The organism is Massilia sp. IC2-476 (assembly GCF_020707295.1).
GTDB lineage: Bacteria > Pseudomonadota > Gammaproteobacteria > Burkholderiales > Burkholderiaceae_D > Telluria.
This window is the reverse complement of record NZ_JAJFER010000001.1, coordinates 611,856-626,029: the sequence shown is the minus strand read 5'-3', so window position 1 is coordinate 626,029 and position 14,174 is coordinate 611,856. Positions and strand designations below refer to the sequence as shown.

The 14,174-nt window shown below is 64.5% G+C and carries 13 protein-coding genes; 12 read left to right on the top strand and 1 reads right to left on the bottom strand.

The window, feature by feature from the left end; translation table 11 throughout:
- Positions 1 to 22: 22 nt before the first annotated feature.
- Positions 23 to 1,009, top strand: a complete 987-nt coding sequence (locus LK539_RS02885; RefSeq protein ID WP_227799401.1) for a fumarylacetoacetate hydrolase family protein — start codon at positions 23 to 25, stop codon at positions 1,007 to 1,009.
- Between the two features lie 3 nt (positions 1,010 to 1,012).
- Here the strand turns inward: LK539_RS02885 and LK539_RS02880 are convergent, their stop codons facing one another.
- A complete protein-coding gene (locus LK539_RS02880; protein WP_227799400.1) occupies positions 1,013 to 2,173 on the bottom strand; it encodes a hypothetical protein in 1,161 nt (386 codons plus the stop codon).
- Between the two features lie 241 nt (positions 2,174 to 2,414).
- Between LK539_RS02880 and LK539_RS02875 the strand changes: the two genes are divergently transcribed.
- From LK539_RS02875 to LK539_RS02825, 11 genes are all read left to right on the top strand, one after another.
- Complete coding sequence (locus LK539_RS02875) at positions 2,415 to 3,587, top strand: glycosyltransferase (RefSeq protein ID WP_227799399.1); 1,173 nt, start codon at positions 2,415 to 2,417, stop codon at positions 3,585 to 3,587.
- A gap of 227 nt (positions 3,588 to 3,814) precedes the next feature.
- Positions 3,815 to 4,882, top strand: coding sequence for a dTDP-glucose 4,6-dehydratase (gene rfbB / locus LK539_RS02870; RefSeq protein ID WP_227799398.1), 1,068 nt, complete (start codon positions 3,815 to 3,817; stop codon positions 4,880 to 4,882).
- Between the two features lie 4 nt (positions 4,883 to 4,886).
- Positions 4,887 to 5,786, top strand: coding sequence for a dTDP-4-dehydrorhamnose reductase (rfbD, locus tag LK539_RS02865; protein ID WP_227799397.1), 900 nt, complete (start codon positions 4,887 to 4,889; stop codon positions 5,784 to 5,786).
- Positions 5,787 to 5,806: 20 nt separating this feature from the next.
- Positions 5,807 to 6,688: a glucose-1-phosphate thymidylyltransferase RfbA gene (gene rfbA, locus LK539_RS02860; RefSeq protein ID WP_227799396.1), complete on the top strand. Its 882-nt coding sequence runs from the start codon at positions 5,807 to 5,809 to the stop codon at positions 6,686 to 6,688.
- Positions 6,688 to 7,233: a dTDP-4-dehydrorhamnose 3,5-epimerase gene (gene rfbC, locus LK539_RS02855; protein ID WP_227799395.1), complete on the top strand. Its 546-nt coding sequence runs from the start codon at positions 6,688 to 6,690 to the stop codon at positions 7,231 to 7,233. The genes rfbA and rfbC overlap by 1 nt, the downstream gene beginning before the upstream one ends.
- A 102-nt stretch (positions 7,234 to 7,335) precedes the next feature.
- Entirely contained in the window at positions 7,336 to 8,514 is a 1,179-nt protein-coding gene (gene flhB, locus LK539_RS02850) for a flagellar biosynthesis protein FlhB (protein ID WP_227799394.1), read from the top strand.
- Positions 8,514 to 10,634, top strand: a complete 2,121-nt coding sequence (flhA, locus tag LK539_RS02845) for a flagellar biosynthesis protein FlhA (RefSeq protein WP_227799393.1) — start codon at positions 8,514 to 8,516, stop codon at positions 10,632 to 10,634. The genes flhB and flhA overlap by 1 nt, the downstream gene beginning before the upstream one ends.
- Positions 10,635 to 10,804: 170 nt before the next feature.
- Positions 10,805 to 11,872 carry a ketoacyl-ACP synthase III gene (locus tag LK539_RS02840; RefSeq protein WP_227799392.1) on the top strand — a complete coding sequence of 356 codons (1,068 nt, stop codon included), beginning with the start codon at positions 10,805 to 10,807 and terminating at the stop codon, positions 11,870 to 11,872.
- 9 nt (positions 11,873 to 11,881) lie between these two features.
- Positions 11,882 to 12,169: an acyl carrier protein gene (locus LK539_RS02835; protein ID WP_227799391.1), complete on the top strand. Its 288-nt coding sequence runs from the start codon at positions 11,882 to 11,884 to the stop codon at positions 12,167 to 12,169.
- Complete coding sequence (locus tag LK539_RS02830; protein ID WP_227799390.1) at positions 12,166 to 12,843, top strand: SDR family oxidoreductase; 678 nt, start codon at positions 12,166 to 12,168, stop codon at positions 12,841 to 12,843. Before LK539_RS02835 ends, LK539_RS02830 begins: the two co-directional genes overlap by 4 nt.
- Positions 12,843 to 14,138, top strand: coding sequence for a fatty acid--CoA ligase family protein (locus LK539_RS02825; protein ID WP_227799389.1), 1,296 nt, complete (start codon positions 12,843 to 12,845; stop codon positions 14,136 to 14,138). The genes LK539_RS02830 and LK539_RS02825 overlap by 1 nt, the downstream gene beginning before the upstream one ends.
- Positions 14,139 to 14,174 lie beyond the last annotated feature (36 nt).

Sequence of the window (14,174 nt, the reverse complement as noted above, 5' to 3'; positions counted from 1 at the left end):
GTTCCCAACAGGAGTCCGCCTCATGAAACTCGCCACCCTCAACGACGGCACGCGCGACGGCCAATTGCTGGTCGTCGCGCGCGACCTGAAGACCGCCCACGTCGCCGACGGCATCGCGCCCACCCTGCAGGCCGCGCTCGACGACTGGGGCTTCATCGCGCCCCAGCTGGCCGACCTCTACCTGCTGCTGAATGAGGGCCGCGCGCGCCGTCCCTTCGACTTCGAGCCCGCCAGGTGCATGGCGCCGCTGCCGCGCGCCTACCAGTGGGCCGACGGTTCGGCCTACGTCAACCACGTCGAACTGGTGCGCAAGGCGCGCAAGGCCGAGATGCCGGCCTCGTTCTGGGAAGATCCGCTGATGTACCAGGGCGGCAGCGACGATCTTTCGGGGCCGATGGACGACATCGTGCTGGCCCATGAAGAGTGGGGCATCGACTTCGAGGCCGAGGTGGCGGTGGTCACCGGGGACGTCGGCATGGGTGCGACGCCGGACGAAGCCTACGGCCAGATCCGCCTGCTCATGCTGGCCAACGACGTCTCGCTGCGCAATCTGATTCCCGACGAACTGGCCAAGGGCTTCGGCTTCCTGCAGTCGAAGCCGGCCACCAGCTTCGCGCCGGTGGCCGTCACGCCGGACGAGCTGGGCGAAGCCTGGCGCGACGGCAAGGTCCACCTGCCGCTGCGCTCGAGCTGGAACGGCCACCTGGTAGGCCAGCCGAATGCCGGCGTCGACATGGTGTTCAACTTCCCGCAGCTGATCGCCCACCTGGCCAAGAGCCGCCGGGTACGGGCCGGCAGCATCATCGGCTCGGGCACGGTGTCGAACAAGGATACAAGTAAAGGCTACTCCTGCATCGCCGAGCAGCGCTGCCTGGAAATGATCGCCGACGGACAGGCGAGCACGCCCTTCATGCGCTTCGGCGACAGCATCCGCATCGAGATGCTGGACGAGAAGGGCAAGTCGATCTTCGGGGCCATCGACCAGACCATCAAACGGCTGGAGCCTTGAAGATCAAGGCTCCGACCAGAACCCGCTTGGTGCGCCGCTGCCGCGCAGGTCGACCTCGACCGGCCGGCTGATCCGGCGCAGCACCTCGGCGCGCAGGAGCCGCCCGTCCGGCTCGTGCAGCCGGTACCACAGGAAGGCGACGCCCGACAGCCGCAGATGCTGGCCGCTGAACAGGTTTTCCTTCACAAGGCTCAGGCCTTCCAGCCGCAGGTCGATGTCCAGCACGACGCTGCCGGCGGTGCGCTCGCCATAGCCGAGATAGCGCGCCGTCGTGAACAGCGGGCTGCGCTCGCTCGCTTCGCCGGCCTTGAGCGAGTCGATGAAGGCATCGACCACCTTCAGCTGGGCCAGTGCGGCCTGGGCCACTTGCGCGAACTCCTTCTTTTCGTCTCCCTTGGCCGCATCGGCCAAGGCCTGCAGTTCGGCGATGCGCTGGGCGTAGCCGGCGCGGTGGACGGCGAGGGCGTTCACCCGTCCCTGCAGTTTGTCGTAGCGGTCCCAGTCGAGTTCGCCCAAGTAGCCGGCGCCCAGTCCCGTGACGCGCTCCGGACACGCTTGGGCCAGGGCGCTGGCGAACAGGCTGCGCGCGCTCTCGCCGTAGCCGATGCCGCTTGCCGTCACGTCGCTGCGCAGCAGGGCGGCGAGGTCGGCGCCGGCGCGCACGGTGGCCGGCACTACCGTCAGGGCGGCCAGCAGGGCGGGTGGCAGCGCGGCCGAGCCGGGCGGGCGGTGGGTGTCGAGGTAGCGCTGCAGGGCCTTGTTGCGCTCGGCCATGTCGTTCGACAGGCGGCTCAAGGCGCTGTCGACGCTGCGCGCCGCCACCATGCCCTGGACGGCGGCCGGATCGTAGAGGGCGACCGGGCGGCCAGGAGGCAGGCGGGTGCACAGCAGGGCCGCCAGCTCGCGCGCCAGGTCGACCGCGCGCACCAGCCCGGCGGCGCCGAAACCGCGGGTGTCGACCGTGCCGGCCAGGGGTTTGGACTGGCTCGGAGGCAGGCGCGCCAGCAGCTCGGCCCGCTCGGCCTCGGCCAGGGCCTGGCGCGCCTCGGCCTCGAGCTGGCGCGCGCGCAGTTCGGCCAGTTCGCCCGACGGCTGGGCCAGGACCGGTTGAAGAAACAGAAGGGGGAGGAGGGCGGCGAGGATGATGCTGCGGGTAAAACCCATGCTCTCTCCCTTGAGCTCGGCGCTTACGGAATATTGCCGCCAATAAAGTGTATCGAATTGTCCAGAATATTAGGAGAAGTTTCAGGGCGGTTGATTGCGACATATCAAGGTCCCTAGAATCGCCGAATTGTGCTTGAACAATCAACAACTTGCGCTTCCAGCCCAGGAAACAGTCTGTAACACGATTGGGCGTTGGTTAAATAGAAATGCGATAGAATTGACGAGTTAACAAAGTGGTTCTATGAGTATTATTAATTTGCCATTCGCCGGCCTCGAGCTTGGTTTTGCCGTGTCGCTCGCCTGTTCGCTGCTGCTCGTGCTGACGACGCGCTGGCACGGGCGTTATTCGCTCGACGCGACGCACGGCGTGCAGAAATTCCATCTCACTCCGACCCCGCGCATCGGCGGCGCCGCCATCATGCTCGGCCTCTGGCTCTCGCTGGGCGTGCTGCCCCAGCAGCAGCAGGAACTGCTGCTGCCGGTGCTGGTATCAAGCATGCCCGCCTTTGTGTTCGGCCTGGCCGAAGACCTGACCCGCAATGTCTCGGTGCGCGCGCGCCTGCTCGCCACCATGGCCAGCGGCGTGTGCTGCTGGGGCCTGACCGGCGTCACCCTGGTCCACGTCGGCGTCGAGCCGCTCGACGTCCTGCTTGCCTGGCTGCCGGCCTCGGTGCTGTTTACCGCCTTCGCGGTGGGCGGCGTGGCCAATGCCGTCAACATCATCGATGGGTTCAATGGCCTGGCCAGCGGCACCGTGTTGATCGGCATGGCGGCGCTCGGCATGATCGCCCAGGAAGCCGGTGACGCTACCCTGGCACAGCTGTGCTTCGTGGTCTGCGCCGTCACGGCCGGCTTCTTCGTGGTCAACTTCCCCTTTGGTAAACTGTTCCTCGGTGACGGCGGCGCCTACCTGCTCGGCTTCCTGCTGGCCTGGCTGTCGGTGATGCTGGTCTACCGCAATCCGCAGGTCTCGCCCTGGGCGCCGCTGCTGGCTTGCGGCTATCCGATTTTCGAAACCGTGTTCACCATCCTGCGCCGCCTGTGGTGCCGCCGCCATCCGGGCCACCCGGACAGCTGGCACCTGCACAGCCTGGTCAAGACCGCCCTCGTGGCGCGCTACCTGCGCGCGCTGCCGGCGCCGCTGCGCAATGCCTGCGTCTCCCCGGTGTCCTGGCTGGTGGCGCTGGTGCCGGCCATGACGGCGGTGCGCTTCGCCAGTGTGCCGGAAGCCCTGCTGCAGGGCGTGCTGGCCAGCTTCCTGCTCTACCTGTCGGTGTACTCCTTCGTGGTCTCGGCCTGGTGGGCGCGCCGCCGCCACAAGCGCTCGGCGCGTCTGGCCGCGTCTTTGTCCGCGCCCCTGTCGGACATCGCTCTCGAGCAGCCCAATTCCTCCTTCATCCAGCGCGGCCTGTAAACAACCCAGCCTCATATTGACACGGCGCTAACGACAGCCCAGAATGATGACTGCTTGTTAACTGTCGTAGCAAAACGGCATGAACGCGCCGTGGTATGCCGCACACGATTGGTTTTGCCAAACAGACAGCAAAACTGTTCTTCATTTACAATTCTTGAGCTGAGGCAAGCGCTCTCCGTGCGCAATGCGCACATCTTCGACAACAGAACAGACTAGGACTAACAGGAATGACTATCCTCGTGACCGGCGGGGCGGGCTTCATCGGCTCGAACTTCGTTATCGACTGGCTCGCGCACCATGACGAGCCGGTAGTGAACCTCGACAAGCTGACCTATGCCGGCAATCTGGAAAACCTGGCCAGCCTCGCCGGCGACGCACGCCATCATTTCGTGCGTGGCGACATCGGCGACGGCGACCTGGTGGCGCGCCTGCTGGCCGAGCACAAGGTCAGGGCGGTGCTGAATTTTGCCGCCGAAAGCCATGTCGACCGTTCGATCGAAGGCCCGGGCGCCTTTATCCAGACGAATATCGTCGGCACCTTTAACCTGCTGGAAGCGGTCCGCGCCTACTGGAATGGCCTCGACGCCGAGGCGAAGGCGGCGTTCCGCTTCCTGCACGTCTCGACCGACGAGGTCTATGGTTCGCTGTCGAGCGAGGCACCCGCCTTCAACGAGCAGAACCGCTACGAGCCGAACAGTCCCTATTCCGCCAGCAAGGCCGCATCGGACCACTTGGTGCGCGCCTACCACCATACCTATGGCCTGCCGGTGCTGACGACCAATTGCTCCAACAACTACGGTCCCTACCATTTCCCCGAAAAGCTGATTCCCCTGGTGATCCACAACGCGCTGGCCGCCAAGCCGCTGCCGATCTATGGCGACGGCCAGCAGATCCGCGACTGGCTCTACGTCACCGACCATTGCAGCGCGATCCGCCGCGTGCTGTCCGAGGGACGCCTGGGCGAGACCTACAACGTGGGCGGCTGCAACGAAAAAGCCAATATCGATGTGGTGCGCACGCTCTGCGCCATCCTCGACGAACTGCGCCCGCGCACCGACGGCCAGTCTTACGCCAGCCAGATGACCTTCGTGAAAGACCGTCCGGGCCACGACCGCCGCTACGCGATCGACGCCGGCAAGCTGGAACGCGAACTGGGCTGGCGCCCGGCCGAGACCTTCGAGACCGGGATCCGCAAGACCGTGGAATGGTATCTGGCGAACCAGGAATGGGTCGGCAACGTGACGAGCGGCCATTACCGCGACTGGGTCGAGCGCCAGTACGCGCCAGCGCCCTGAGACCATGAAGATCCTGTTGCTCGGCAAGGACGGACAGCTCGGCTGGGAGCTGCAGCGCTCGCTGGCGCCGCTCGGCGAGCTGCATGCCTTCGGCCGCGATGGCGCCGACTTCGCCGATCCCGAGTCGCTGCGCGCGCTGGTACGCCGGCTTGCGCCGGACGCGATCGTCAATGCCGCCGCCTACACCGCGGTCGACAAGGCCGAAACGGATGAAGCGCTGGCGCGCAGCGTCAACGCGCTCGCCCCTAGCGTACTGGCGGAGGAAGCGGCCGCCATCGGCGCCTGGCTGGTGCACTATTCCACTGACTATGTGTTCGACGGAAGCAAGGCCGGCGCCTGGGTCGAGAGCGATCCGACCGCGCCGCTGTCGGTGTACGGCCGGACCAAGTGCGAAGGCGAGCAACGCATACGCGCCAGTGGTGCACGCCACTTGATCCTGCGCACTAGCTGGGTGTTCGCGCCGCGCGGCGGCAACTTCGCCAAGACCATGCTGCGCCTGGCCCGGGAGCGCGAGCAGCTGACCGTCGTCGCCGACCAGTTCGGCGCGCCCACCGGGGCCGAGCTGCTGGCCGACGCCACGGCACTGGCCTTGTACCGCCTGGCGCTGCCGGGCGGCGCGGACCTGTCCGGTACCTACCATCTGGCCGCATCCGGCGACACCAGCTGGCATGGCTATGCCTGCCATGTGCTGGCGCAGGCGAGGGCGCATGGCGCGGTCCTGAAGGCCGGGCCGGAGCAGGTGCTGCCGGTTCCCGCCGCCAGCTTCCCCGTCGCCGCTGCCCGCCCCGCCAATTCTCGTCTCGATAGCAGTAAATTCTGCGCAAGTTTCGGCATGCAGTTGCCGGACTGGCGTTACCACGTCAATCGCCTGGTCGCCGAGCTGGCCGCCCAGGGTAATCTGTAGGGACATCCATGAGTGATTCCATGAAGCGCAAAGGCATCATCCTCGCAGGCGGCAGCGGAACCCGCCTGCATCCTGCCACGCTCGCGATTTCCAAGCAGCTGTTGCCGGTATTTGACAAGCCCATGATTTATTACCCGCTCAGCACGCTGATGCTGGGCGGAATCCGCGACATCCTGATTATTTCCACGCCCCAGGACACGCCGCGCTTCCAGCAACTCCTCGGCGACGGCAGCCGCTGGGGTCTGAACCTGACGTATGCGGTGCAGGAATCGCCGGACGGCCTGGCCCAGGCATTCTTGATTGGCGAAGATTTCCTCGGCAATGCACCTTCCGCCCTGGTGCTGGGCGATAACCTGTTCTATGGCCATGATTTCAACACGCTGCTCGAGCGCGCCAATGCGCGCACCGAATGCGCCAGCGTGTTCGCCTACCATGTGCAGGATCCGCAGCGCTACGGCGTGGTCGAATTCAATGAGGCCGGCAAGGCGGTCAGCCTGGAAGAAAAGCCGGCGGTGCCGCGCTCGAACTATGCCGTCACCGGCCTGTATTTCTACGACGAGAACGTGTCGGCGCTGGCGCGCACCCTCAAGCCGTCGGCGCGCGGCGAGCTCGAGATCACGGACCTGAACCGCCTGTACATGGACATGGGCAAGCTGGATGTCGAGATCATGGGACGCGGCTACGCCTGGCTCGACACCGGCACCCACGAGTCCTTGCTCGATGCCAGCCAGTTCATCGCCACCATCGAGCGGCGCCAGGGCCTGAAGGTGGCATGCCCCGAGGAGATCGCCTACCGCAAGGGCTGGATCGACGCCGGGCAGCTCGAGGCCCTCGCCGCACCGCTGAAGAAAAACGGCTACGGCCAGTACCTGATGCGCGTATTACGAGAAACGGTTTTCTGATGCACATTACCCGCCTTGCCATTCCCGATGTCCTGCGCATCGAACCCCGCGTGTTCGGCGACGACCGCGGTTTCTTCTTCGAAAGCTTCCATCAGGCCCGCTTCGAGGAGGCGCTTGGCCGCAAGGTCGGGTTCGTGCAGGACAACCACTCGAAGTCGGCCCACAACGTGTTGCGTGGCCTGCATTACCAGGTGCAGCAGACGCAGGGCAAGCTGGTACGCGTCACCGCCGGCAGCGTGTTCGACGTCGCCGTCGACCTGCGCCGTTCATCTCCTACTTTCGGACATTGGGTGGGCGAGATCCTGAGCGCGGAGAACAAGGTACAGCTGTGGGTGCCGGAAGGCTTCGCCCACGGCTTCCTGGTATTGTCGGAATCGGCGGAATTCCTCTACAAGACCACCGACTATTATGCGCCCGAGCACGAGCGCTGCATTGCCTGGAACGACCCGACGCTGGCGATCGACTGGCCCCTCAAGAACCCGCCGCTGGTGTCTGGCAAGGATGACAAGGGCCTGGCCTTCGCGGCGGCCGAGACCTTTGCCTGACCCCAAATAAGCGGGCTTTTCCCATCCTTCTCCCCTTATAGCCGTACGGCAACACCTGCGATAATCCTGTTTTCGGATGTATTTCGTTAACAGGAGCGGTGGATGGCGGACGACAGCGACGCAGAACGGACAGAACCAGCGTCACCCAGGCGGCTTGAAAAGGCGCGCGAGGATGGCGACGTTCCCCGTTCGCGCGAAATCGCCACCTTCACCGTCCTGATGGCCGCCGGCGCCGGCCTGTGGGCCACCGGCGGCTCCCTGATCGGCAAGCTGGAGCAGGCCCTGCATTCCGGCCTTTCCTTGAGTCGCGACCAGGTCTACAACCCGAGCATCCTGATCGAACGCATCACCACTGACCTGGTGGCGGTGCTGCTGGCCTGCCTGCCGCTGGCGGGCCTGGTCATGCTGGTCGCGCTGGCCTCGCCGCTCCTGATCGGCGGCTGGAACTTCTCGTCCAAGGCCTTCATGCCGAACTTCATGAAGCTGAACCCCATCAGCGGCATCGGCAACATGTTCTCCACCAACGCCCTGATCGAACTGCTGAAGGCCATCGCCAAGACCCTGGTGGTCGGCGCCGTGGCCTGGGTCGTCATCGTGGGCCAGAAGGAAGCGGTGCTGGGCCTGGCGGTCGAGCCCCTGAACGCCGGCAGCGCCCACGTGGGCGAAATGGTGGCCAAGGCCTTCCTGTTCATCGTCGGCGCCCTGGGCGTGATCGCCGCCATCGACGGCCCCTACCAGCTGTGGCATTACCACGACAAGATGAAGATGACGCGCCAGGAGATGATCCAGGAGTCCAAGGAGTCGGACGGCAATCCGCAGATTAAAGGGAAGATTCGCCAGATGCAGCGCGAAATGGCGCAGGGCCGCATGATGCAGAATGTCCCGACTGCGGATGTGATCGTTACCAACCCGACCCACTATGCGGTCGCGCTGAAGTACACCGACGGCCAGAAGGGCGCGCCGCGGGTGGTGGCCAAGGGCGTGGACGAAGTCGCGGCCAAGATCCGCGAGCTCGGCACCGAACACAAGGTCACCCTGCTGGAAGCCCCGGCCCTGGCCCGTGCGCTCTATCGCCACACCGACATCGACGAAGAGATCCCGGAAAAGCTGTTCTCGGCCGTGGCCGAAGTGCTGGCCTATGTCTACCAGCTGCGCGCCTACAAGAAGGGCGAGGGCGACTACCCGGATCGTCCGAAGAAGCTGGCGGTGCCGGCCGAGATGGACCCGAACGATCCCGCCTACAAAGGGCCGGGCGGCGCGAATAATGGAGTGTTGCATTAATGAATAGCATGAAACTGCCGGCATGGATGAGCGGCCTCGGGGCGCGCGGCGCCAGCGCCCTGGCGGCCCCGATCTTCATCGTCGTCCTGCTGGCGATGATGATCCTGCCGCTGCCGGCCTTCGTGCTGGACGTGTTCTTCAGCTTTAACATCGCACTGTCCGTTATCGTGCTCCTGACCGCCCTGTACACGGTCAAGCCGCTCGACTTCATGGCTTTCCCGGCCATCCTCCTGATCTCCACCATGCTGCGCCTGGCGCTGAACGTGGCGTCCACCCGTATTGTCCTGACCGAAGGCCACACCGGCGGCGCGGCGGCGGGCAAGGTGGTCGAAGCCTTCGGCCACTTCCTGATCGGCGGTAACTACACCGTCGGTATCGTGGTCTTCGTCATCCTCACCATCATCAACTTCTCGGTCGTGACCAAGGGCGCGGGCCGTATCGCCGAAGTCGGCGCGCGCTTCGCCCTGGATGCGATGCCGGGCAAGCAGATGGCGATCGACGCCGACCTGAACGCCGGCCTGATCGGCGAAGCGGACGCCCGCAAGCGCCGCAACGAAGTGGCGCAGGAAGCCGAGTTCTACGGCGCGATGGACGGTGCCTCGAAGTACGTGAAGGGCGACGCCGTCGCCGGCATCATGATCACCCTGATCAACGTGATCGGCGGCCTGATCGTCGGCGTGGTGCAGCACGATCTGGCCTTCGGCCAGGCTGCCGAGACCTACACGCTGCTGGCCATCGGTGACGGCCTGGTGGCGCAGATCCCGTCCCTGATCATCTCGATCGCGGCCGGTATGGTGGTCTCGCGCGTCGCCAACGAGGACGACATCAGCAGCCAGGTCACCAACCAGCTGTTCGCGCGCCCGGAAGCGCTGTACATCACCGGCGGCATCATCTTCGCGCTGGGCCTGATCCCGGGCATGCCGAACCTGGTGTTTCTGCTGCTGGGCAGCGCCCTGTGCGGCGGCGGCTGGATGATCGCCAAGCGCAAGAAGGAAGCGCCGGCCAAGGAGGCTGCCGCGGCGGCGGAAGCGGCGGCGGCGACGGCAGCCACCGGCGGCGGCGCCCCGGCCGAGTCGGAAGAAGCGACCTGGCAGGACGTCATGGCGGTCGACACCCTGGGCCTGGAAGTGGGCTACCGCCTGATCCCGCTGGTCGACAAGACCCAGGGTGGCGAGCTGCTCAAGCGCATCAAGGGCATCCGCAAGAAGTTCGCCCAGGAAGTCGGCTTCCTGGCGCCGCCCGTGCACATCCGCGACAACCTGGAGCTGAAGCCTTCGGCCTACCGCATCACCCTCAAGGGTGTGGAAGTGGGGACCGGCGAAGCGATGAACGGCCAGTTCCTGGCGATCAACCCGGGCATGGCCAGCGGCACGCTGCCGGGCCTGGTCACCACCGATCCGGCCTTCGGCCTGCCGGCCACCTGGATCGACGCCAGCCTGCGCGACGAAGCGCAGAGCCTGGGCTATACCGTGGTCGACGCCGGCACCGTGGTAGCGACCCACCTGAACCACCTGATCACGACCCACGCCTCGGAACTGCTGGGCCGCATGGAAGTGCAGGCGCTGCTCGACCACCTGCAGAAGGAGACCCCGAAGCTGGTGGAAGACCTGGTGCCGAAGGTCGTCTCGCTGTCGACCCTGCAGAAAGTGCTGCAGAACCTGCTGCAGGAAGGCGTGCACATCCGTGACATGCGCACCATCATCGAATCGCTGTCGGAAAACGCGGCGCTGACCCAGGACCCGAGCGAGCTGACCTCCATGGTGCGGGTGGCGCTGGGCCGCGCCATCGTGCAGCAGCTGTTCCCGGGCACCAACGAGCTGTCCGTCATGACCCTCGACAACCGCCTCGAGCGCCTGCTGATGCAGGCCATGGGCGCGGGCGGCGACGGCACCGGCATCGAACCGGGCCTGGCCGACACCATTGCCCAGCAGGCCGCCAACGCCGCGGCCCAGCAGGAACAGATGGGCCTGTCCCCGGTGCTGCTGGTGCCGGCTCCGCTGCGCGTGCTGCTGTCGCGCTTCCTGCGCCGCGCGGTGCCGCAGCTGAAGGTGCTGTCGCATAACGAGATTCCGGAATCGAAGACGATCCGGGTGACCAGCCTGGTGGGTGTGCCGATGTGATCGGCCCGGGGCCGGCATCTCGATCAGTTCCGCGGCGGGAAAGGGCGCGCGCAGTCTGTTGCTGCAAGGCAATCGATTGCTTGTATTGCCTACGAGCGGTGTGGGATACTTGTGGGTCGAATGAAGGCTTTTGCAAAATAAATATCATGCAGATCTGGGCGGAGTAAAGAATGAGCTTGTCCATTGGGCGGGAAAACGCGACGACGGGTGCCCGCATCGCTGGAGTCGTCTCTTGCGTTCCTTCGACGATCGTGACCAATGAGCACTTCCGTGAATCGTTTGGCCAGGAAAAGATCGACGAAGTCGCCAAAATGATCGGCGTCCAGGAGCGCCGCTGGGCGGGCGAATCGACCACCACGCGCGACTTGTGCCGGACCGCCGCCCTGCACCTGATGGACAGGCTGGAGTGGGACCCTGCCAGCGTGGACGCGGTGTTGTTCGTGTCACAGACTCCCGATTTCCGCATGCCTGCCACCGCTTGCGTGCTCCAGGCTGATCTTGGCATCGGGCCCGCCTGTATCGCTTTCGATGTCAACCTGGGCTGCTCGGGGTACACCTACGGCTTGTGGCTGGCGATGACGATGGTGCAATCCGGCGCCGCCCGCCGGGTGCTGCTGGCGGTTGGCGAAACGATGAGCAAGATTATCGATCACAACGACCGTTCCACCGCCATGCTGTTTGGCGACGCGGGCACGGTGACCGCGGTCGAACGGGGTGGCCCGGACGAGGTGGCACATTTCGTCCTCGGCTCCGACGGCACCGGCGCCACCAACCTGATCATTCCGCGGGGCGGGTTCAGGGATTACTCGCTGAGCGGAGACAAGCGGCTCGATGGCCGCGATCCGGACTGCATGTACATGGATGGCGGAGAGGTCTTCGTCTTCACGCTGCAAACCGTACTGGCCCTGGCCACGCGGACGATGGAGTTCGCCAATGCAAAGGTGGATGAGTACGACGGTTTCCTGTTTCATCAGGCGAACCATTTCATGCTCAAGCAGTTCGCGAAGAAGTGCAAACTGCCGATGGATAAGGTTCCGGTCAATATCGACAGGTTCGGCAACACGAGTTCGGCGACGATACCGCTGCTGTTGACGACGAACATGGCGCAGGGGTTAAAGCAGGGCCGCCAGAAACTGGCCATGTTCGGTTTCGGCGTCGGCTATTCCTGGGCGTCCGCCTCGCTGTCGCTTGGCCCGCTGGCAGTGGCCGACCTGATCGAACACAACACACACCAATGAGGTTTTTATATGTCCACCGCTAGCACCATTAAATCCGACGTGTTTGCCGTCATTGCCGAACTCCTGGAAGACAAGGCTGCGGTGGTATCCGACGCTACCCCGCTGATCGGCGACGGCAGCGTGCTCGATTCGATGAAGCTGGTGGAGTTGTGCATCGCCCTGGAGGACAAGGCGTCGGACATCGGTTTCGACTTCGACTGGACGTCCGATGTCGCCATGTCGCGTTCGCGCAGCATGTTCCGTTCCGCGGGCGCGCTTGCCGACGAGTTCATCAAGCAAATGGAAGCGAAGCAATGATCGTTGTCACGGGGGCGAGCAAAGGGCTTGGCCGGGCAATCTGTGAAAGGCTGCTCGCGAAAAATGTCGCGGTTTTCGGCGTCGCCCGCAATGTCGACGGCCTGCCGTTTCCCGGCATGCCTTGCGATGTTTCCTCGGCCGATGAGGTCAAGGCCCTTGCGCAAGCGCTGAAGAAGCAGGGCGCGAAGGTGACCGGGCTGGTCAACGCTGCGGGTATCGCGTCCATGAACCTGGCAGTCACCACCCCGGCGAATGTTTCGCAAAATATCGTCCAGACCAATCTGCTCGGGACGATCTATTGCTGCCAGCAGATCGCACCGCTGATGCTCAGGCATAAGCAAGGCAGCATCATCAATTTCTCGACCATCGCGGTGGCGCTCGGCCTGAAAGGCGAGTCGATCTATGCGGCATCGAAGGCCGGCGTTGAAGGCTTCACGCGCGCGTTTGCCAGGGAAATGGCCGACTTCAACGTGAACGTGAATTGCATTGCGCCGGGGCCGATCGATACCAGCCTGCTGAAAGGGATTACTTCCAGCCAGATTGGCAAGATCGTTTCTCAACAAATTATTCCGAAACAGTTCACGCCGGACGCGGTCGCCGACCTGGTCGAACTCCTGTTTGATCCGCGCAGCAGTTCGCTGTCAGGACAGGTCCTGCATGTGGGGGGCGCCTGATGAAGCTCCTGGAAAAGCTGGGACAGATCTGGAGCGGGGTCGATTGGCCCTTCCTGATTCATAACGGGAACGCGCTGAGGTTTTCGGAGATCGCGTCGCAACACCCGGTGGACCTTGCACAGGTCAAGCCGGGTGACGTCGTGGCCCTCATCGGCGACTTCAACCCGGCGTCCATCCTCACCTTGCTGCGCCTGATCGACCTGAACGTGATCGTCGTGCCGCTCACGGTCGACACCGCGAACCAGCACGACTATTTCTTCGAATCGGCACTGGTCGACGTGGTCATCGAGGATGGCCGCGTGGTACGACGACCGCACGAGCAGTCGCACCCGCTGATCGATTCCTTGCGCGAGCGGGGGCACGCGGGTCTGGTTCTTTTTTCGACGGGCACCACAGGCCGGCCGAAGGCGATCCTGCACGACCTGACCCTGTTCCTGCAGCGCTTCGACACGCCGCGGCCGACGCTACGCACCATTAATTTCTTGCTGTTCGATCATATCGGCGGCATCAACACGCTGCTCCATACCTTGTTCAACAAGGGCGTGGTGGTGGCGCCGGAAGCCCGGACGGTCGACTCCGTGCTCGAGGTCTGCCGGAAGTACGAGGTCGAGGTCCTTCCGACCACGCCGACTTTCCTGCGCTTGATGCTCATCAGCGGGGCGGTGCCGGACAAGGTGCCAGGCACCCTGAAAGTCATCACCTACGGCACCGAGCGCATGGACCAGCCGACGCTGGATGAACTGTGCCGCCTGCTGCCGGAGGTCGACTTCCGGCAGACCTTCGGCATGTCGGAACTGGGCATCGTGCGCGTGAAGTCGGCGGCGCGCGACAGCCTGTTCATGCAGGTGGGCGGCGAGGGCGTCGAGACGCGCGTGGTCGACAATGTGCTGCAGATCCGTTCGGCCTCGCGGATGCTCGGTTATCTCAACGCGCCATCTCCCTTCGACAGCGAGGGCTGGTATGACACGAAGGATGTGGTCGAGGTGAAGGACGGCCACTACAAGGTAGTGGGGCGCGTCAGCGACGTGATCAATGTGGGAGGACTGAAGTTCATGGCTTCCGAAGTGGAGCGCGTGGCCCTGGAGTTCCCGAACGTGTCGCTGGTGAAGGCGTTCCCGAAATCGAATCCGATCACCGGACAGCATGTCGAACTGACAGTCCAGGCCGTGCCCGATACCCTTGTCGACAAGGATGCCTTGACCGCGTACTTGAAAAGCAGGCTGCAGCCGCACATGGTTCCCAAGCGGGTCCGGATCGAGGCGGTCAGTGTCGGCCACCGCTTCAAGCGTGCATGACACGACGTCGCGCGAGAACGACATGCCTTGTTTTGC

Bases quoted from the DNA above. Each gene is read 5' to 3' on its own strand.
- LK539_RS02885 (WP_227799401.1), top strand. From the start codon at position 23: ATGAAACTCGCCACCCTCAACGACGGCACGCGCGACGGCCAATTGCTG.
- LK539_RS02880 (WP_227799400.1), bottom strand. From the start codon at position 2,173: ATGGGTTTTACCCGCAGCATCATCCTCGCCGCCCTCCTCCCCCTTCTG.
- LK539_RS02875 (WP_227799399.1), top strand. From the start codon at position 2,415: ATGAGTATTATTAATTTGCCATTCGCCGGCCTCGAGCTTGGTTTTGCC.
- rfbB (WP_227799398.1), top strand. From the start codon at position 3,815: ATGACTATCCTCGTGACCGGCGGGGCGGGCTTCATCGGCTCGAACTTC.
- rfbD (WP_227799397.1), top strand. From the start codon at position 4,887: ATGAAGATCCTGTTGCTCGGCAAGGACGGACAGCTCGGCTGGGAGCTG.
- rfbA (WP_227799396.1), top strand. From the start codon at position 5,807: ATGAAGCGCAAAGGCATCATCCTCGCAGGCGGCAGCGGAACCCGCCTG.
- rfbC (WP_227799395.1), top strand. From the start codon at position 6,688: ATGCACATTACCCGCCTTGCCATTCCCGATGTCCTGCGCATCGAACCC.
- flhB (WP_227799394.1), top strand. From the start codon at position 7,336: ATGGCGGACGACAGCGACGCAGAACGGACAGAACCAGCGTCACCCAGG.
- flhA (WP_227799393.1), top strand. From the start codon at position 8,514: ATGAATAGCATGAAACTGCCGGCATGGATGAGCGGCCTCGGGGCGCGC.
- LK539_RS02840 (WP_227799392.1), top strand. From the start codon at position 10,805: ATGAGCTTGTCCATTGGGCGGGAAAACGCGACGACGGGTGCCCGCATC.
- LK539_RS02835 (WP_227799391.1), top strand. From the start codon at position 11,882: ATGTCCACCGCTAGCACCATTAAATCCGACGTGTTTGCCGTCATTGCC.
- LK539_RS02830 (WP_227799390.1), top strand. From the start codon at position 12,166: ATGATCGTTGTCACGGGGGCGAGCAAAGGGCTTGGCCGGGCAATCTGT.
- LK539_RS02825 (WP_227799389.1), top strand. From the start codon at position 12,843: ATGAAGCTCCTGGAAAAGCTGGGACAGATCTGGAGCGGGGTCGATTGG.